Source organism: Hydrogenophaga sp. OTU3427 (assembly GCF_038440225.1).
In the GTDB taxonomy this organism is placed as follows: domain Bacteria; phylum Pseudomonadota; class Gammaproteobacteria; order Burkholderiales; family Burkholderiaceae_C; genus Hydrogenophaga.
The window spans coordinates 16,378-34,943 of the sequence record NZ_JASATI010000008.1 but is presented as its reverse complement, the minus strand read 5'-3'; the positions used below and the strand labels follow the sequence as shown (position 1 = coordinate 34,943).

The following is an 18,566-nucleotide window of genomic DNA, read 5'->3' as shown; positions in this document are numbered from 1 at the left end:
GAATGCAAGACGAACTGGACAATCAGGCCGACGCCACCGAACCCTCGGTGCCGGCGCGCCGCCCCAAGGGCATCTACATGCTGCCCAACATGATCACGCTGGCCGCCTTGTTTGGTGGTTTCTATGCGGTGGTGATGTCGATGAACGGCCGCTACGACCTGGCCACCGTGGGCATCTTTGCCGCCATGGTGCTGGACAGCCTGGACGGCCGCGTGGCACGCATGACCCACACGCAGAGCGCCTTCGGCGAGCAGATGGACTCGCTCTCGGACATGGTGTCCTTCGGCGCGGCCCCCGCGTTGATCGCCTACGAGTGGTCGCTCAAGGGCCTGGGCCGCTGGGGCTGGATCGCCGCCTTTGTCTACTGCGCCTGTGCTGCCTTGCGCCTGGCGCGCTTCAACGTCAACACGGCCGTGGTCGACAAACGTTATTTCCAGGGCCTGCCGTCGCCCGCGGCAGCGGCGCTGGTGGCGGGTTTCATCTGGCTGACCACCGAGGCGGGCTTCAAGGGGTATGAACTGCAGTGGCCGATGTTCGCGATCACGCTCTACGCCGGCCTGACCATGGTGACCAACGTGCCCTTCTACAGCTTCAAGGACCTGAGCCTGAAGAAGAGCGTGCCCTTCGCCGCCATCGTGCTGGTGGCGCTGGGCATCGCCGTCATCAACATCCACCCGCCCACCGTGCTGTTCGGCCTGTTCGTGCTGTATGGCCTGTCGGGGTATGCGGTCTATGGCTGGCGCAAGGCCAAGGGCCGTCCAGCCAGTGTGGTGAGCACCTCGACCGACGAGCCCGATGAGCGCGGTCTGCACGACTGATCGCGTGCGCCGGGCCGCCAGGCCGCCAGGCCATTGCTTTGTGTTATATTGATTGCATGAATTTTGTCGCACGCGCTCTACTGCTACTGTCCCCCACGGGCAGGTGATTTCGAGCGCGCACGCATTTCAGAATCCACGGCCCGTCTGCACCAGCAACGGGCCGTTTTTCTTTGGTGTTGCTGGTCTATCTTCGAGAGACCACCATGTTGAAGCAAGCTGCCAGCAAATACCAAGCCTTCCGTCCCGTGGGGCTCACCGACCGTACCTGGCCGGACACCGTCCTGCGCCAGGCGCCGATCTGGTTGAGCACCGATCTGCGCGACGGCAACCAGGCCCTGATCGAGCCCATGGACGCCGATCGCAAGCTGCGCATGTTCGACCTGCTGCTGCGCATCGGTTTCAAGGAGATCGAGGTCGGATTCCCGGCCGCTTCGCAGACCGACTTCGATTTCGTGCGCAAGCTGATCGACGAAGAGCGGATTCCGCAGGACGTGACCATACAGGTCATGACCCCGGCACGCGCCGAGCTGATCGAGCGCACCATCGAATCGCTGGCGGGGGCGCGCCGCGCCATCGTCCATGTCTACAACGCGGTGGCGCCGGTGTGGCGGCGCGTGGTGTTCGGCCTGGACGTGCCCCAGGTGATGCAGCTGGTCGATGAGCACGTCCGTCTCGTGCGCCGGCTGACCGACGCCCATCCGGAAACCGAATGGGTGCTGCAGTATTCCCCCGAGACCTTCTCGCTGGCCGAACTGGAGGTGTCCCTGCAGGCCTGCGAAACCGCCATCGCCGCCTGGGGCGAAGGGCGCCCCATCATCCTGAACCTGCCCACCACGGTCGAGAACGCCACCCCCAACGTGTTCGCCGATCAGGTCGAGTGGATGGTGCGGCGCTTCCGCGATCGCCCTGAGATCGTGGTCTCGGTCCACCCCCACAACGACCGGGGCACGGGCGTGGCCTCGGCCGAGCTGGCCTTGCAGGCCGGTGCCCAGCGGGTCGAGGGATGCCTCTTCGGCAACGGCGAGCGCACGGGCAACCTCGACCTCGTCAACGTGGCCCTCAACCTCTACACCCAGGGCGTCGACCCCGGGCTCGATTTCTCGGACATCGACGAGGTCCGCCGCACGGTCGAGCATTGCAACCAGCTGCCGGTGCATCCGCGGCACCCCTACGTGGGTGAGCTGGTCTACACCTCGTTTTCCGGCTCGCACCAGGACGCGATCAAGAAGGCCTTCGCCCAGCGCCGCGAGGGCGACATCTGGGCCATTCCCTACCTGCCCATCGACCCCAAGGACCTGGGCCGCAGCTACGAGGCGGTGATCCGTGTCAACAGCCAGTCGGGCAAGGGTGGCATCGCCTACCTGCTGGAGAACGAATACGGGCTGGACCTGCCGCGCCGCCTGCAGATCGAGTTCAGTCAGGCGGTGCAGCGGGTCATGGACGAGGAGGGCCGGGAGCTGACTGCGGCCGACCTGTGGCGCCTGTTCGACGCCGAATACGGCGTCACCCGCACCGCGGCGCCGCGCTACCACCTGCAGGCCCCCGACGGCCATGCGGGTAGACACGTGCGCCTGGCGGGCGAGTGTGTGGTGAATGGCGATGTGGTGGCATTTGCCGGACAGGGTGATGGCCCCATCGAAGCCTTTGTCAGCGCGATCGCCGACGCCTGTGGCGTGCCGGTGCGCGTGCTCGACTTCCACGAACATGCCATTGGCGCGGGCGCCGACGCGCAGGCCATGGCCTACCTTGAACTCCGGGTCGGCGATGCGCAGACGGTCTTTGGCGTCGGGCGCGACACCGACAGCCTGGCCGCGTCGCTCAAGGCCATCCTGTCCGGCCTGCAACGCGCGACAATGGATGGTTCGCGCAGTCCGGTCACCTTCGATGGGGTGCCTGTTGGCGCCTGAGGCCACCCACATTCCCGTATTCACACATTCACAGGAGATACCCCATGTCTGACAAACTGATCATTTTCGACACGACCTTGCGTGACGGTGAACAATCGCCTGGCGCTTCGATGACCAAGGACGAGAAGCTGCGCATCGCACGCCAGCTGGAGCGCCTGAAAGTCGACGTGATCGAAGCCGGCTTTGCCGCCAGTTCCAACGGTGACTTCGATTGTGTGCAGGCGATTGCCAACACCATCAAGGACTCCACCGTGTGTTCGCTGGCCCGCGCCAACGACCGCGACATCGCCCGCGCTGCCGAGGCGCTCAAGGGCGCGCAGCGTGCCCGCATCCACACCTTCATCGCCACCAGCCCGCTCCACATGGAGAAGAAGCTGCGCATGACACCCGACGAGGTGTTCGAGCAGGCCAAGCAATCGGTGCGTTTCGCGCGCAACCTGTGCGCCGACATCGAGTTCAGCCCCGAGGACGGCTACCGCAGCGACGAGGACTTTTTGTGCCGCGTGCTGGAGGCGGTCATCGCGGAGGGCGCCACCACCATCAACGTGCCCGACACCGTGGGCTACGCGGTGCCCGAGCTGTACGGCCACTTCATCAAGTCCCTGCGCGAGCGCATCCCCAACTCGGACAAGGCGATCTGGAGCGTGCACTGCCACAATGACCTTGGCATGGCGGTGGCCAACTCGCTGGCCGGCGTCAAGATCGGTGGCGCGCGCCAGGTGGAGTGCACCATCAACGGCCTGGGTGAGCGCGCCGGCAACTGCTCGCTCGAAGAAATCGTGATGGCGGTCAAGACGCGCCGCGACTACTTCGGCCTGGACCTGGGCATCGATGCCACACAGATCGTGCCGGCCAGCCGCATGGTCAGCCAGACCACCGGCTTCGTGGTGCAGCCCAACAAGGCGGTGGTGGGGGCCAACGCCTTCGCTCACGCCAGCGGCATCCACCAGGACGGCGTGCTCAAGGCCCGCGACACCTACGAAATCATGCGTGCCGAGGACGTGGGCTGGGCCGCCAACAAGATCGTGCTGGGCAAGCTCAGCGGGCGCAACGCCTTCAAGCAGCGCCTGCAGGAGCTGGGCATCGAGATGGAATCGGAGAGCGAGATCAACACCGCCTTCGCCGCCTTCAAGGAACTGGCCGACCGCAAGAGCGAGATCTTCGACGAGGACATCCTGGCGCTGTGCAGCGACGAGAGCGTGACCACCGAAAAGGAACAGTACGGTCTGGTCTCGCTGTCGCAGCGCAGCGAAACCGGCGAGCGTCCCCACGCCCGGGTGGTGTTCACCGTGGACGGCAAGGAGATGCTGGGCGAGTGCGACGGCAACGGTCCGGTGGATGCCTCGCTCAAGGCGATCGAGTCCCACGTCCAGAGCGGTGCCGAACTGGTGCTGTACTCGGTCAACGCCATCACCAGCGGCTCGACCGAGAGCCAGGGCGAGGTGACCGTGCGCCTGCAGCATGGCGGCCGGGTGGTCAATGGGGTGGGCGCGGACCCCGACATCGTGGTGGCATCGGCCAAGGCCTACCTGAGCGCGCTCAACAAGCTGCACAGCAAGGCCGACCGCGTGGCCGCACAAGGCTGATGGCATCTTTTTGGTGCATGTTACATCTCTGGCGGTGCAGTCTTAAGGCTGTTTTTTAAAAAGTAAACGCAAGCAATTGATATTGCTTGCGTTTTTTTTCATGCGTATACTACGTAACAGAATAGTTCACTTTTGAGAGGTCCCGCATGATGCAAACCGCACGATTGGCAATGAAATTTCTGGGCGGACTGGGCCTGGCGGTGGCATTGTCGATGGCGGGTGGCGCCCATGCGCAGACCCAGAAAAAGTCGCACAAGTCGGCGACGGTCAAGAAGGTGGCGGCCCCGAAGCCTGCGACACGCAAGGTGGCGGCCCAGAAGCCGCGCAAGCAGGTGGCGTCGGCGGTGGACGGCGGCAGGCCCTCGATGGGTGAGAAACTCGGTCTGCGGGGCAGCGATGCGGCTCTCGACCTGAACTCCAGCGTGGCGCTGGTGGTGGACCAGCAGACGCACGAAGTGCTGCTGCGCAAGAACGAGAACGCGGTCCTGCCCATCGCCTCCCTGACCAAACTCATGACCGGCCTGCTGGTGGTGGACGCCAAGCTGCCCATGGACGAGCCGATCACCATCACCGAAGCCGATGTGGACACCCTCAAGGGCAGCCGTTCGCGCCTGGCGGTGGGCACCACGCTGAGCCGTGGTGAACTGATGCACCTGGCCCTCATGTCCAGCGAAAACCGTGCGGCCCACGCCCTGGGCCGCACCTTTCCCGGTGGCCTGTCCACCTTCGTCACGCTCATGAACGCCAAGGCGGGCGAGCTGGGCATGAACGACACCCGCTACGTCGAGCCCACCGGCCTGTCGAGCGACAACCGCTCCAGCGCCAAGGACCTCGCCATCCTGGCGAGCGCCGCCTACGAGCGCCCGATGCTGCGCGACCTCTCCACTTCGCCCAGCCACCAGGTCGAACTGGGCCACCGCACGGTGCAGTTCAACAACAGCAACCGCCTGGTGCACAACCCCGATTGGGCCATCGGCCTGCAAAAGACGGGGTACATCTCTGAGGCCGGTCGTTGCCTGGTGATGCAGGCCAGCGTGGCTGGCCGCCAGGTCATCATGGTGTTCCTGGACGCCGCCGGCAAGGCCGCCCGCCTGGGCGATGCCGAGCGTGTGCGCCGCTGGGTCGAGCACCGCACCCAGGCACTGGCGCAGTTTGCGCCCGCGGCCACACACTGATTCGCACAGGCAAGCGCCACCTTTCGAGGCGACAAAGCGGCCGCAGCGCGATGTTTCGCGCCGGCCGCTTTGTGCTGTGCTTCAGAGTTTTTGGTTGAGGTTGCCCAGTGCCGTGGAGATCTGCGCCACGGTGGCCTTGAGCTTGGGCAGCCAGCCTTCGTCCAGCCGGTCCGCCGGGGCCGAAATCGACAGACCGGCCACCAGCTTGTTCTGGTCGTCGTAGATGCCGGCGGCCATGCAGCGCACGCCCAGTTCCAGTTCTTCGTTGTCGCGGGCCACGCCCAGTTGCCGGCATTGCGACAGTTCGCGCTCCAGCGCTGGCAGCTGCGTCAGGCTGTTGCGGGTGTTGCCCTGCAGCCCGGTGCGGGTCGCGTAGGCGCGCACCCGCTGCGGGTCGTCGGCGGCCAGGAACAGCTTGCCTACCGAGGTCAGGTGCAGCGGTGCGCGGCCACCGATGGCGCGCACCACCTGCATGCCCGAACGCTCGCTGTAGGCGCGCTCCACGTAGACGATCTCGTCGCCCTGGCGCACGCTCAGGTTGACCGGTTGCTGGATCAGCTTGTGCAGCTCGCGCATGGGGCCCAGGGCGGTGTCGCGCACGCTCAGGCGCGCCTTCACGAGGTTGCCGAGCTCCAGCAGGCGCATGCCCAGGCGGTAGGCGCCGGCCTCGGGGCGGTCGACAAAGCGGCCGATGGTGAGGTCGTTGAGGATGCGGTGGGCGGTGGACGGGTGCAGCCCGGTCTTCTCGCTGATCTCCTTGAGGGAGATGGCTTCTTCGCGCGAGGCCAGGACTTCCAGCAGATTGAACATGCGCTCAATCACCTGAACGCTGGGGTGGCTGGGGAGGTTGTCGGAGCGTTTGGTCATGGCTGATAGCAGTCTCGTTATTTTACGAGATGAAATCTCATTCCGGGAACACCGGGGCACACCCAGCCGAGGGGGGACGGATCAGCCCGGCGTCTGCCACTTCCCGTTGCGCAGGATTTCGTGCGGCTGGAAGCCGGCCTTGTAACGCATCTTGCGGCTTTGCTCGATCCAGTAGCCGAGGTAGACGTGGGGCAGGCCCAGAGCGCGCGCCTGGGCGATCTGCCACAACACGTTGTAGGTGCCGTAGCTGCTCTGGGGTTCGGGCTCGAAGAAGGTGTAGACGGCCGAGATGCCGTCGCCCAGCACGTCCACGATGGAGACCATCTTGAGCCGGGCCGGCTGGCCGTCGGCGGCCGGCTCGAAGAATTCGACCAGGCGCGAATTGACCCGGCTTTGCAGCAGGAACTGGGTGTACTGGTCGATGCTGTCGTGGTCCATGCCGCCGCCTGCGTGGCGGTGGTTCTGGTAGCGCAGGTAGAGCTGGTAGTGCTCGGGCACAAAACACAGCTTGAGCACACGCGTCTGCAGGTTGCCATGCCGCGCCTGGGCGCGGCGCTGGCTGCGGCTGGGCACGAAATCCGCCGCCTTCACGCGCAGCGGCTCGCAGGCCGAGCAGCCGTCGCAATACGGCCGGTAGGTGAACATGCCACTGCGGCGAAAACCGCGCGCCACCAGATCGGAGTAGGCGTCGTTGTGGATCAGGTGGCTGGGGGTGGCCACCTGCGAACGCGCCTGCCGCCCTTCCAGGTAGCTGCAGGGGTAGGGCGCCGTCGCATAGAACTGCAGCGCCTGCAGGGGAAGCTCTTTTGGGTGCGTCACGTGGCGTGTGCGTGAAAGAGATGGTCCCAGTATACGGAGTCGAAGCGCCAGACCGGTGGTGGCAGCGCAACGGCCATGCGCATCGATTGGACAAATCGCTCGCGTGGCATTTCGCGCGCGCCAAGCGAGCCCAGGTGGGCCGTGTTTTGCTGGCAGTCGATGCTGCGCAGGCCGTGAGCGCGGCAAAAGGCCACCAGGGCGGCCAGCGCGATCTTGGAGGCGTTGCTGCGCAGGCTGAACATGGATTCGCCAAACACCGCCTGACCGATGCCCACGCAGTACAGACCACCGGCCAGTACGCCGTCCCACCAGGTTTCCACGCTGTGGGCCACGCCCAGGCGGTGCAGCTCGGTGTAGGCGTCCACCATCTCCGGCAGGATCCAGGTGCCGTGTTGCCCGGGGCGCGCGGCGCCGGCGCAGTGCCCGATGACGGCTGTGAAATCGTGGTCGAAACGCAGTTCGATGCGACCGCTGCGCAGCCCGGCCCGGAGCTGTTTGCGCAAGGAGTCGTGCAGGCGGAAATCGGCCACCTGCAGCACCATGCGCGGGTCGGGGCTCCACCACAGGATGGGCTGGCCTTCGCTGAACCAGGGAAAGATGCCGTGGGCGTAGGCCCGGCGCAGCGTGGGCGCATCCAGGGCGCCGCCGGCCGCCAGCAGGCCGGGGGCCGGTGCATCGGCGGCCCAGGCGGTGTCCACCGGCGGAAAGTCCTGGCCGGGTTCCAGCCAGGGCAGGGCGGGGGCACGGCGCGTCATGTGGGGCTCACGCGGTGGTCTTGGGGCTGAAGTCGCACACCGCGGCCACCGCACATCGGTGGCACAGCGGCTTGCGCGCCTGGCACACGTAGCGCCCATGCAGGATCAGCCAGTGGTGGGCATCCACCAGGTAGGCGGGGGGGATGCGCTGGAGCAACTGCTGCTCCACCGCCAGCGGCGTCTTGCCCGGCGCCAGGCCGGTGCGGTTGCCGACGCGGAAGATGTGGGTGTCCACCGCCATGGTCGGCTCGCCAAAGGCGACGTTGAGCACCACGTTGGCGGTCTTGCGGCCCACGCCGGGCAGGGCTTCCAGGGCCTCGCGCGTGCGAGGTACCTGACCGCCATGCCGGTCCACCAGGATGCGGCAGGTCTGCATCAGGTGCCTGGCCTTGCTGCGGTACAGGCCGATGGTCTTGATGTGGGCCTCCAGGCCTTCGAGCCCCAGGTCCAGGATTTTTTGAGGGGTGTTGGCGACCGGGAACAGGCGGCGCGTGGCCTTGTTCACGCCCACATCGGTGGCCTGGGCCGAGAGCAGCACGGCGGCCAGCAGCTCGAACACGCTGGTGTACTCCAGCTCGGTCACCGGCATGGGGTTGGCCGCCTGCAGGGTGGCGAAGAAACGCTCGATGGCGGTCTTGTTCATGGTGGTGTTCGCGTCAGTCCAGCTTGGCGCCCGATTGCTTGACGGCGGTGGCCCAGCGCGGCATTTCCTGGGCCAGGAATCGGGCGAAGTCGTCCGCGCCCAGGAAGGCCGGGTCGGCCCCCTGGCTGATCATGCGGTTGCGCAGCTCGGCCTGACCCATCACCTCCTTGAAAGCGTCGCTGAGGCGGTTGACCACGTCCTTGGGTGTGCCCGCGGGTGCCAGAAAGCCATAGAAGCCCACGACCTCGAAGTTCTTCAGGCCACTTTCAATGGCCGTGGGGATGTCGGGCAAGGCGGGGTTGCGCTCGCGGCTGGTCACGGCCAGGGCCCGCACCTTGCCCTGCTTGTGGTAGTTGGCCGCCTGCGGGATGGACTCGGCCATGAACTGCACCTGGCCGGCCATCAGGTCGGTGAAGGCGGGTGCGCTGCCCCGGTAGGGGATGTGGACCATGAACAGGCCGGTCTGCGACTTGAACATCTCCGGCACCAGGTGGCTGATACCGCCGTTGCCGGCCGAGCCGTAGTTGACCTGGCCCGGCCGGGCGCGGCTGTAGGCGATGAACTCCTGGAGCGTGCTGACCGGCAGTTTGGGGTTGACCAGCAGGGCCAGCGGCTGCATGGCCGTGCGGGCGATGGGCGTGAAGTCGCGCAGCGTGCCATAGGGCAGCTTGCTGTAGAGCGCCGGATTGATCACCATTACCCCAGTGTTGGCCAGCATCAGGGTGTGGCCGTCGGGGGTGGCCTTCATGACCTCCTGCGCGCCCACGGTGCCACCGGCGCCGGCCTTGTAATCGATGACCACCGGCTGGCCCAGCACGGCCTGCAGCTTGTCCGACAGCAGGCGCGCGTGCTGGTCCAGCGGGCCGCCAGCCGGGAAGCCCACCACGATCTTGATGGGGCGTTCCGGGAAGGCGGCCTGGGCCAGGCCGCTGGCGGCCAGGGCGTAGGCCGCGAGCGCGAGGCGCAGGGGGCGGGGTGTGCGTGTCATCGTGTCTCCGGTGTGGGTGGGGCATGTCCGGCTGGATGATAAACACGCCACACCACAAGGCTTTGTGCCGCGCGGCGGCGGGCCGCGCGCGCGCGCGGGACAATCCTCCACATGAAGACACTGCAGGACATCTCGCTTTCCATGCTGGACCTCGTGGCCGTGCGCGAGGGCGGCAGCGTGCGCCAGGCACTGGACATTGCGCTGCGCACGGCGCAACACGCCGAACGCCTCGGCTTCACGCGCTACTGGCTGGCCGAGCACCACAACATGGTGGGCATCGCGAGTTCGGCCACCGCCGTGCTGGTGGGGCACATCGCCGCCGGCACCGAACGAATCCGGGTCGGCTCGGGCGGCATCATGTTGCCCAACCACGCGCCGCTGGTGGTGGCAGAGGCTTTCGGCACCCTGGCCGAGCTCCACCCCGGCCGCATCGACCTCGGCCTGGGCCGCGCACCCGGCACCGACGGCCCCACCATGCGCGCGCTGCGGCGCGACCGCGTCGAGAGCGAAGACGATTTCCCGCGCGACGTGGCCGAACTGCAGCGCCTGCTGGCCCCGGCCGAGCCAGGTCAGCGCCTGGTGGCCATGCCCGGCGCCGGCACCAACGTGCCGATCTGGCTGCTGGGTTCCAGCCTGTTTTCGGCCCAACTCGCAGCCGAGCGTGGCCTGCCCTATGCCTTTGCGTCGCACTTCGCCCCACGCCTGCTGCTGCAGGCGTTGAACGTCTACCGCAGCCATTTCCGGCCGTCGGCCACGCTGGCCCAACCGCACGTGGTGGTGGGGGTGCCCGTGATCGCGGCGCCCAGCGATGACGAGGCCGACTTCCTGGCCAGCAGCACCTACCAGCGTGTGCTGGGCATCCTCACCGGCGACCGCCGGCGCCTGCAGCCGCCGGTGGCGGGTTTTTATGCCGGTCTGCCGCCGCAGGCGCGGGCCGCCATCGACGACTTCCTGGCCGCCGCCGCCATCGGTGGCCCGGACACCGTGCGGGCGCGCCTGAGTCACCTGGCCGAACTGACCCAGGCCGACGAGTTCATGCTGGTCAGCGACGTGTTCGATCCGGCGCTGCGCCTGCGTTCGCTCGACATCGTTGCCCAGGTGATGCGCGAGCCAGCCGCCGCCCACTGAGGTTTCAGACCAAGACCGCGGGCCGGCGCCCGTTTACAATCCGGACACACGCTGCTGCAGCGTGTTTCGCTAGGGGTGTTGTCGGCCGACAGGCCGGCGACTGAGAAAGTCCCTTTGAACCTGATTGAGGTAATCCTCGCGCAGGGAAGCAAACGCAGACGCCGGGCACCGCGCCCGTGGACACCGCTCCAGCGCCTCGTCAGCCGACCTGCCATCACGCGACCACAGACGCCATGGCACACATCCGATTCCGCCCCCGTATCACTTCCCGTCATCTGGCGCTGACGCCGGTGGCCGCCGTGTGTGCGGCCTTGCTCGCGCCGGCCGCCCAGGCCCAGACCGCGGAGCCCACACAGACGCTGGCACCGGTCACCGTCAGCGAAGGCAACGCCGCCCGCAGCGCCGACGTGGCAGGCCTGGGCGACGCGCCGCTGGCGCGCACGCCCATCAGCGCCACCGTCATCGAGGCTGCGCAGATCGAGTCCAGCGGCGCGCGCAGCGTGCGCGACCTCTACAAGCTCGACGCCTCGGTGTCCGACTCGTACAACGCGGTTGGCTACTGGGACTACGCCACCGTGCGCGGTTTTGTGCTCGACCCCAAGTACAACTTCCGCCGCGAAGGCCTGCCCATCAGCGCCGAAACCGTGATCGGCCTGGAGAACAAGGAGCGGGTGGAAGTGTTCAAGGGCACCAGTGGCATACAGGCCGGCACCAGCGCGCCGGGCGGGCTGATCAACTACGTGGTCAAGCGCCCGACCGAAAAAGACCTGCGCAGCCTGCGCACCGAAGTCACCAGCGAAGGCGGCGTGCTGGCCCATGTCGATCTGGGCGGCCGGTTTGGCGCGTCGCGCGAGTTCGGCTACCGCTTCAACCTGGCCGGTGAGCGCATCGGCAGCCATGCCGACAACGCCGACGGCCGCCGCCACCTGCTGGCCCTGGCCATGGACTGGCGCATCAGCCGCGACAGCCTGCTGGAGGTGGAGTTCGAACACAGCCGCCGCAGCCAGCCGGGCGTGCCCGGCCTGAGCCTGCTGGGCAACCAGCTGCCGGCCGCCAACCCCTTCATCAACATCAACAACCAGCCCTGGAGCCAGGACGGTGTGATGCGCAACTTCAGCGGCAGCGTGCGCTTCGAGCAGGCGCTGGCCACCGGCTGGAGCTGGACCGCCCAGTTGGCCACCCAGCGCCTGCGCGCCGACGACCGCCTGGCCTATCCCTACGGCTGCTACGACGCCGCCAGCGGCGACTACTACGCCGACCGTTACTGCCCCAATGGCGATTACGACCTCTACGATTTCCGCAGCGACAACGAGCGCCGCACCACCAGCGCCGCGCAACTGGCCATCAAGGGCGAGCTCAAGGCCGCCGGCCTGACCCACCGCCTGCGCTTTGGCCTGCAGGCCAACCGCCACACCGACCTGGGCCAGCCGCAGGCCGACAACAACGCAGCCGTGGGCACGGGCAACATCTACACCCAGCCCACGCTGCCGGCCGACCCGAGCTACTTCGACCCCTACACCAACCTGCGCGAGCGCAGCACCGAGCTGTTCGCCTACGACGCCATCGAATGGGCGCCCGGCGTACAGACCTGGCTGGGCCTGCGCCACACCCGCCTGTCGCGCAACAGCGTGCGCAGCGACGGCTCGCGCGCCACCGACTACCAGCGCAGCGCGACCACGCCCTGGCTGGCCGGCAGCTGGCAGCTCAACCCCGCCGACATGCTCTACGCCAGCTGGGGCCAGGGCCTCGAATCGGAAGTGGCGCCGGGCCGCAGCCGCTACACCAACGCCGGCCAGCCGCTGCCCGCGCTCAACAGCCGCCAGTGGGAGTTCGGCTTCAAACACGACGACGGCCGCGTGCGCTGGAACGCCAGCTTCTTCGACATCACCCGCCCGCTGTTTGGCGATCTGGGAAGCTGCGACATCGAGGCATCCTGCACCCGCCAGCGCGACGGCGATGCCCGCCACCGCGGCATCGAGCTGGGCGCCGGCACCCGCGTGGGCGCCTGGAGCCTCAACGCCAGCGCCACGGCCCTGCAGGCGCGCCGCCGTGGCAGCGGCATAGACCCGAGCCTGAACGGCCAGACGCCCACCAACGTGCCCGAGTGGATCCTGCGCGCCTCGGTCGGCTACCGCATCGCGGCGCTGCCCGGCCTGACCGCGCTGGCCAGCCTGTCGCACGAAGGCCCGCGCCATGTGCTGCCCGACGGCTCGGTGCGCCTGCCGTCGTGGACGCAGGTGGACGCCGCGCTGCGCTACGAGACCCGTCTGGGCAACCAGCCCACCACCTGGACGCTGGGCGTGGACAACCTGTTCAACCGCCGCTACTTCAAGGAAGCGCCGTACCAGTACAGCCACGTCTACCTGTTCCCTGCGGCGCCGCGCATCGTCCGCCTGACGCTGCAAACCCAGTTTTGAAAAAGTTGGACCCCCTAGCGAAAACCTCAAAAATCACGCTATAATTTGAGGCTTGTTCCCCGATAGCTCAGTCGGTAGAGCGCCGGACTGTTAATCCGTAGGTCCCTGGTTCGAGCCCAGGTCGGGGAGCCAAAAACTCGAACGAATCAAGCACTTATCGCGCAAGCGGTAGGTGCTTTTTTCTTGGGTGGTTGACCTTCCTGCGCGTGACCGCATCGCCAATCTCAGACGCCCCAGACCACGGGCTTGTGTGCATCCTGTGCCAAGCGCAGCATCTGCAGAAATGGCGCGAGCCGCTGCGTGAGTCCCACGCTGGGCTCCATTGGTTCGCCGTCCTCGTCTTCGGTGTCCTGCGGCGGCACGGTCAGGGCGCGGTCGGCCATCGCCGCCGCTTCCAGCGCGGCGATGGCTTGCGGCAGCTGCTCGGCGGTGATGATGCCTTGTCGGGTTGCGTCCTTGCCCAGCAGCCGCAGCACGGTCTGTCCATCGGCCTGCAGCATGGTCAGATCGGCCGTGGCTTGCGATTTGAATCGGTACAACATGGGGCCTCCTGGTGGTGGTGATGGGCATGCCTGTTCAGGCCGGATGTCGGTCCTCGATGGCGGGCACGAAGTCGATGAAGCCACGCTCCACCGAGGTGGACACCAGCCGCACACGCACGGGCTGGCCGACCTTGAAGCCGGACACCGGGCCCGTCAGGCGCCCTTCGGCCGGCGGTTCGAAGATGCGGACCCAGACCCCCTTGTCGCCGCTGCCGGTCACCAGGCCGTCGAACAGCTGGCCAATGCGCGCGTGCAGCAGCAAGGCCGCTTCGGATTTGCGCATCTGGCGCTCGACCTTTTGTGCCGCGTCTTCCTGCGCCGTGCAATGGGCAGCCAGTTCGTCGAGTTCCACGTGGGAGTAGGGCGGCTTGCCTCCCGACAGGGCCGCCTTCAGCAGGCGCAGGGTGATCAGGTCGGGATAGCGGCGGTTGGGCGCCGTGGAATGCATGTAGGCCAACACCGCCAGGCCAAAGTGCCCGATGGCCGGACCGCCGGGGCGCTCCACCACGTACTCGCCGGAACCCATGAGCTTGACGATCACCAGCGACAGATCGGGAAAGCGCAAGGGGTCTTCCCGGTGTTGCCGGGCCAGGAAGGCTTCCAGCGCCTTGCCGTCGGGCTCGGTGGGCAGGTCCACGCCATAGCCCTTCACCACCTCGACGATGCGCTGCCAGCGCTCCGGTGAGCGCACCACGCGGCGCAGGGCGGCGGCGCCGCGGTCGGCCAGGAAGCGCGCGGTGCAGCCGTTGGTGGCGATCATCAGTTCCTCGATCAGCTGACGCGCCCGGTTCTGGGGCTGCTGCTGGATGGTGGCAATGCGCTGGCCCACAAACTGCGCACGGGGCTGGAAGGTTTCGAAATCCAGTGAGCCCTGGGCGCGGCGCAACACGCGCAGCTTCTGGGCCACCTCGTCCTGGGTGCGCAGTTGTTGCGACAGGCCGGGCACGCGCTGGGCGGCCGCGGGCAGGTCGGCCTCGCCTTCGATCCAGGCGGATATGGCGTCGTAGGCCAACTGCGCGTGGTTGCGCACCCGGGCCCGGTAGATCGACGAGCCGAGCAGCACGCCGTCTTGCGAGAAGTCCATTTGCGTCACCATGGCCAGCCGGTCCTGGTCGGGGTTGAGCGAGGTGAGGTCGGTGCACAGGCGCTCGGGCAGCATGGGAAAAATGCGTGCCGAGGTGTAGACGGAGGTGGTGTTCAGCCGCGCGTGCAGGTCCACGGGCGAGCCCTTGTGCACCAGGGCGTCAACGTCCGCCACGGCCACCAGGATGCGCACGCCGTGGTGGGGCAGCGGCTCGCACAAGGTCAGCTGGTCGAGGTCGCGCGAGTCGTCGTTGTCGATCGAGCACCAGGGCAGCGAGGTCAGGTCGCGCACCGCGCTGCTGTTGTCGGTGGCGGGGCCGCGCAAGGCCGCCACCTGTTGTTGCACGGCGTGCGGGAACTCGGGTTCCAGCCCGCGGCTGAACATGGCCCAGGCCGCGATCGTGGCCAGTGTGGAGCGTTGATCGTTGAGCGCGTGGCGCATGGCGGCTCCAGTGAATGGTCTGTCTGATTCTGCACCTCGGCGCCCGTGCTGTCACGCGCTGAACGGCCCCGCTGTAAAGCTTGTAAGCGATGGCCGTCCCACCGGCTTGGCCACGCGCTGGGCGTTTACCATCCGCGCATGTTCCGATCTGCATCCCTGCTTGTCTGGCAGCGCCGCTGGGCGCTGTTGTTTGGTGGCCTGACGCTGGTCACGGCCTGTCTCTCCTTGGTGCCGGTCCAGCAATTGCCCAGCAGCATCCACTTCTGGGACAAGGCCCAGCATGCGCTGGGCTTTGCCGCCCTGGGTGGCGTGGGACTGCTGGCGTTCCCGCAGCGTCCGCTGCGCCTGCTGGGCGGCCTGATGCTGTTCGGCGTGGTCATCGAGTTGGCGCAGGCCGCCACCGGCTGGCGCGAGGGCGACTGGCTCGACGGCATGGCCGATGGCGTGGGCCTGGCGGTGGGCGCGCTGGCCTGGCTGGGGGCGCGTGGGTGGCTGTCGCGGGCCGCCGACCGTCGCCCGGGCGCCTGATCCACCACTTTCACACACCTCGCGCACGGCTTGCCCACAGACTTGTCCACAGGCGGGTCGGGGTGGCTGGCATAAGATCGCGGTTTGCTTGAGAACATCCATGCCCTCTGCCATTCCCAGTTCGTTTGAACCGCTCGAAGAGACGTCCTACAGCGGCGGCGACCACCAGGTGGCGCAGCTGCGCATTCCGCCGCACTCGATCGAGGCGGAGTCGAGCGTGCTGGGTGGCCTGCTGCTGGACAACGGCGCCTGGGACCGCGTGGGCGACCTGATCAAGGACAGCGACTTCTACCGCTACGAGCACCGGCTCATCTTCACGGCCGTGGCGGCGCTGGTCAACGCGTCCAAACCGGCGGACGTGATCACGGTCTTCGAGCACCTGCAAAGCCAGGGCCGCGCCGACGAGGTGGGCGGACTGGGCTACCTCAATTCGCTGGCCCAGTACGTGCCCAGCGCGGCCAACATCCGCCGCTACGCCGAAATCGTGCGCGAGCGAGGCATCCTGCGCAAGCTGCTGTCGGCCAGTGACGAGATCGCCACCAACGCCTTCAACCCGCAGGGCCGGGCGGTGGCCCAGATCCTGGACGAGGCCGAGCAGAAGATCTTCAACATCGGCGAGGAAGGCTCGCGCATGAAGCAGGGTTTCCAGAGCATGGACACCCTGGTGGTGCAGCTGCTGGACCGGGTGCAGGAGATGGCCGACAACCCGGCCGATGTGACAGGTGTGCCGACCGGCTTCATCGACCTCGACCGCATGACCTCGGGCCTGCAGGCCGGCGACCTCGTGGTGCTGGCGGCGCGGCCCTCCATGGGCAAGACCGCGTTCGCCATCAACATCGCCGAACACGTGGCCCTCAACGAAGGCCTGCCGGTGGCGGTGTTCTCCATGGAAATGGGCGCCTCGCAACTGGCGGTGCGTGTGGTGGGCTCCATCGGCCGCATCAACCAGGGCCATCTGCGCACCGGCAAACTGACCGACGACGAGTGGCCGCGACTGACCGAAGCGATCGAGAAGCTGCGCACGGTGTCGCTGCACATCGACGAGACACCGGGCCTGACCCCCAGCGAACTGCGCGCCAACGCGCGGCGGCTGTCGCGCCAGTGTGGCAAGCTCGGTCTGATCGTGGTGGACTACCTGCAGCTGATGAGCGGTTCGAGTTCGGCCGGGGGCGACAACCGCGCCACCGAACTGGGTGAAATCTCGCGCGGCCTGAAGATGCTGGCCAAGGAGTTGCAGTGCCCGGTGATCGCGCTGTCGCAGCTCAACCGAAGCGTGGAGCAGCGCACCGACAAGCGCCCCATGATGAGCGACCTGCGCGAATCGGGTGCCATCGAGCAGGACGCGGACATCATCATGTTCATCTACCGGGACGAGTACTACACCCGCGAGGCCTGCAAGGAACCGGGCGTGGCCGAAATCATCATCGGCAAACAGCGTAACGGCCCCACCGGCACGGTCAAGCTCGCCTTCCTGAACGCCCTCACGCGCTTCGAGAGCTTGGCGGCCGGTTACGGCGGCGGCGACTTCTGAGCCACAGCGGCCACGGTCCGGGGCCGCCGTTTGCTGCTTCAGGGCGCGAAACTGAAGTTCACCACTGCGTCGGCACTTTCGAGGTTGACCGGCGCGCTTTGCGTGGGTTTGCCCGTCACGAAGGCATTGACGGTGTAGCGCGCCGCCGTGGTGGTGTCGGGTGTCCAGAGCAGGGCGGCTGGCGGCGCCGCGTAGGTGGCCTTGAGCCCGGGCTGGGTGGGCAGCGAGAAGGCATAGGCGCCCGTGTCTGCGTCCACCGGCCGCGCGCCCCATTCGATGGTCGTGCCCAGCAGGGTCTGCCACGGCGCGACGATGGCGTCGGGTATGGCGGGACTGCCGGTGGTGCCCACCAGCCCGCTGACCTGGCGCATGCCGCTGGACAGCAGGACGATGGGGCTGGTGCTGGTGCTCACGGTGGTGACGCCGCTGGTGCTCACCGGCACGCCGGTCAGCACCATGGTGGCACGGTTGGCCGCGCTGACCACCAGGTCGTAGGTCCCCGCGGGCACGGGCGACAACACAAAACCGCCTTGTGCCGTGGGCACGGTGCTGCGCACCACCACCCCCGCCTGCTGCAGCGACACCGCGGTGGCGCTGCTGTCACTGACATTGCTCAACTGCCCGACCACGGCCAGGCCGGTCGTGACCCGAGGCAGCACGGCCACCACCGGTTTGAGGTTGAAACGCCCGGAGTTGCCGCGTGGCACGACCGATTTGCAGGCATCGAAATCGATCACATAGTCGGCGATCTGGCCGGCCGCCACCGTCATGTGGACTTGCAGCTTGAGACCGGATTGCTGGGCGCTGGGGGTGTCCAGCGCGGTTTCGCTGCCGCCGGTGGGCACGACCGAATTGGCCAGCGGTGCGCCGCCGCTGTTGCTGGCGAGCACCAGGCGCAGCTGGGAATAAGTGCCGGCGGGCAGCGGGGTGCTGCCCAGTTCCTCCAGCACGCCGTTGGTCAGGTTCAGCAGGTTGACCCGGCGCGCGGGCGACAACACGATTTCCTGCCACTGGGCTGCGCTGTCGCCGGCCGTGGCACTCTGGTGGACGCGCACACGGTCGACCGTGACGTTGACCTGGTCGTAGCCGCAGGCGGGTGCATCGGTCAGTGCCAGGCGCATGGTGCCGGTACCGCCACCGTCCGAGCCGCCGCCACAGGCCGCCAGCAGAGCAAGTGAGGCAATTGCCACCCAATGGCGGGTTCGAGGTGGATTGGCGATCCATGTTTTCATGTGTTTCTCCTCAGTGAAATAGGTTCTGAAAACTGTGCCACAGGGTGAATTGCCAATTTGTCAGAAATTGTGCTGACTGGAAACAAAAAAACCCGGCCAGGCCGG

General features: G+C 67.2%; 16 protein-coding genes, 1 tRNA gene and 1 riboswitch. Of the genes, 9 read left to right on the top strand and 8 right to left on the bottom strand.

Features of this window, described 5'->3' with window-relative positions; translation table 11 throughout:
* Positions 1–2 precede the first annotated feature (2 nt).
* The 4 genes from pssA to AAHB17_RS06905 all read left to right on the top strand — a co-directional run bounded on the left by pssA (position 3) and on the right by AAHB17_RS06905 (position 5,486).
* A complete protein-coding gene (pssA, locus tag AAHB17_RS06920; protein ID WP_446719565.1) occupies positions 3–818 on the top strand; it encodes a CDP-diacylglycerol--serine O-phosphatidyltransferase in 816 nt (271 codons plus the stop codon).
* Positions 819–1,021: 203 nt separating this feature from the next.
* Entirely contained in the window at positions 1,022–2,725 is a 1,704-nt protein-coding gene (gene leuA, locus AAHB17_RS06915) for a 2-isopropylmalate synthase (protein WP_342129780.1), read from the top strand.
* Between the two features lie 44 nt (positions 2,726–2,769).
* On the top strand, positions 2,770–4,311 hold the full coding sequence (locus AAHB17_RS06910) for a 2-isopropylmalate synthase (protein WP_342129779.1): 1,542 nt from the start codon (positions 2,770–2,772) through the stop codon (positions 4,309–4,311).
* Between the two features lie 170 nt (positions 4,312–4,481).
* Positions 4,482–5,486: a serine hydrolase gene (locus AAHB17_RS06905; protein ID WP_342129778.1), complete on the top strand. Its 1,005-nt coding sequence runs from the start codon at positions 4,482–4,484 to the stop codon at positions 5,484–5,486.
* Between the two features lie 81 nt (positions 5,487–5,567).
* Here AAHB17_RS06905 and AAHB17_RS06900 read toward each other — a convergent pair whose 3' ends face one another.
* The 5 genes from AAHB17_RS06900 to AAHB17_RS06880 all read right to left on the bottom strand — a co-directional run bounded on the left by AAHB17_RS06900 (position 5,568) and on the right by AAHB17_RS06880 (position 9,558).
* Positions 5,568–6,353: an IclR family transcriptional regulator gene (locus tag AAHB17_RS06900; RefSeq protein ID WP_342129777.1), complete on the bottom strand. Its 786-nt coding sequence runs from the start codon at positions 6,351–6,353 to the stop codon at positions 5,568–5,570.
* An 81-nt stretch (positions 6,354–6,434) separates the two neighbouring features.
* Positions 6,435–7,172, bottom strand: coding sequence for an arginyltransferase (locus tag AAHB17_RS06895; RefSeq protein WP_342129776.1), 738 nt, complete (start codon positions 7,170–7,172; stop codon positions 6,435–6,437).
* The gene (gene aat, locus AAHB17_RS06890) at positions 7,169–7,927 is read right to left on the bottom strand and encodes a leucyl/phenylalanyl-tRNA--protein transferase (RefSeq protein ID WP_342129775.1); all 759 of its coding nucleotides are present in this window, start codon (positions 7,925–7,927) and stop codon (positions 7,169–7,171) included. The genes AAHB17_RS06895 and aat overlap by 4 nt, the downstream gene beginning before the upstream one ends.
* Positions 7,928–7,934: 7 nt before the next feature.
* Entirely contained in the window at positions 7,935–8,570 is a 636-nt protein-coding gene (gene nth / locus AAHB17_RS06885; protein ID WP_342129774.1) for an endonuclease III, read from the bottom strand.
* A 13-nt stretch (positions 8,571–8,583) separates the two neighbouring features.
* On the bottom strand, positions 8,584–9,558 hold the full coding sequence (locus AAHB17_RS06880; RefSeq protein WP_342129773.1) for a Bug family tripartite tricarboxylate transporter substrate binding protein: 975 nt from the start codon (positions 9,556–9,558) through the stop codon (positions 8,584–8,586).
* 111 nt (positions 9,559–9,669) lie between these two features.
* Here AAHB17_RS06880 and AAHB17_RS06875 point away from each other — a divergent pair, with 111 nt between their 5' ends.
* From AAHB17_RS06875 to AAHB17_RS06865, 3 genes are all read left to right on the top strand, one after another.
* Positions 9,670–10,686: an LLM class flavin-dependent oxidoreductase gene (locus AAHB17_RS06875; RefSeq protein WP_342129772.1), complete on the top strand. Its 1,017-nt coding sequence runs from the start codon at positions 9,670–9,672 to the stop codon at positions 10,684–10,686.
* A gap of 61 nt (positions 10,687–10,747) precedes the next feature.
* Positions 10,748–10,850: riboswitch (TPP riboswitch) on the top strand.
* A 69-nt stretch (positions 10,851–10,919) separates the two neighbouring features.
* Positions 10,920–13,103: a TonB-dependent siderophore receptor gene (locus tag AAHB17_RS06870; RefSeq protein ID WP_342129771.1), complete on the top strand. Its 2,184-nt coding sequence runs from the start codon at positions 10,920–10,922 to the stop codon at positions 13,101–13,103.
* Between the two features lie 56 nt (positions 13,104–13,159).
* Positions 13,160–13,235: transfer RNA gene (locus AAHB17_RS06865), tRNA-Asn, on the top strand.
* Positions 13,236–13,327: 92 nt separating this feature from the next.
* On the opposite strand, the gene AAHB17_RS06860 is transcribed toward AAHB17_RS06865, so the two are convergent.
* Positions 13,328–13,645 (bottom strand): DUF1840 domain-containing protein, encoded by a 318-nt coding sequence (locus AAHB17_RS06860; RefSeq protein ID WP_342129770.1) that lies wholly within the window; start codon positions 13,643–13,645, stop codon positions 13,328–13,330.
* A gap of 34 nt (positions 13,646–13,679) precedes the next feature.
* On the bottom strand, positions 13,680–15,170 hold the full coding sequence (locus AAHB17_RS06855; protein ID WP_342129769.1) for an RNB domain-containing ribonuclease: 1,491 nt from the start codon (positions 15,168–15,170) through the stop codon (positions 13,680–13,682).
* Between the two features lie 138 nt (positions 15,171–15,308).
* Between AAHB17_RS06855 and AAHB17_RS06850 the strand changes: the two genes are divergently transcribed.
* Positions 15,309–15,698 (top strand): VanZ family protein, encoded by a 390-nt coding sequence (locus AAHB17_RS06850; RefSeq protein WP_342129768.1) that lies wholly within the window; start codon positions 15,309–15,311, stop codon positions 15,696–15,698.
* 100 nt (positions 15,699–15,798) lie between these two features.
* Complete coding sequence (gene dnaB, locus AAHB17_RS06845) at positions 15,799–17,229, top strand: replicative DNA helicase (RefSeq protein ID WP_342129766.1); 1,431 nt, start codon at positions 15,799–15,801, stop codon at positions 17,227–17,229.
* A gap of 38 nt (positions 17,230–17,267) precedes the next feature.
* On the opposite strand, the gene AAHB17_RS06840 is transcribed toward dnaB, so the two are convergent.
* Complete coding sequence (locus AAHB17_RS06840; protein ID WP_342129765.1) at positions 17,268–18,461, bottom strand: DUF4382 domain-containing protein; 1,194 nt, start codon at positions 18,459–18,461, stop codon at positions 17,268–17,270.
* Positions 18,462–18,566: the final 105 nt, after the last annotated feature.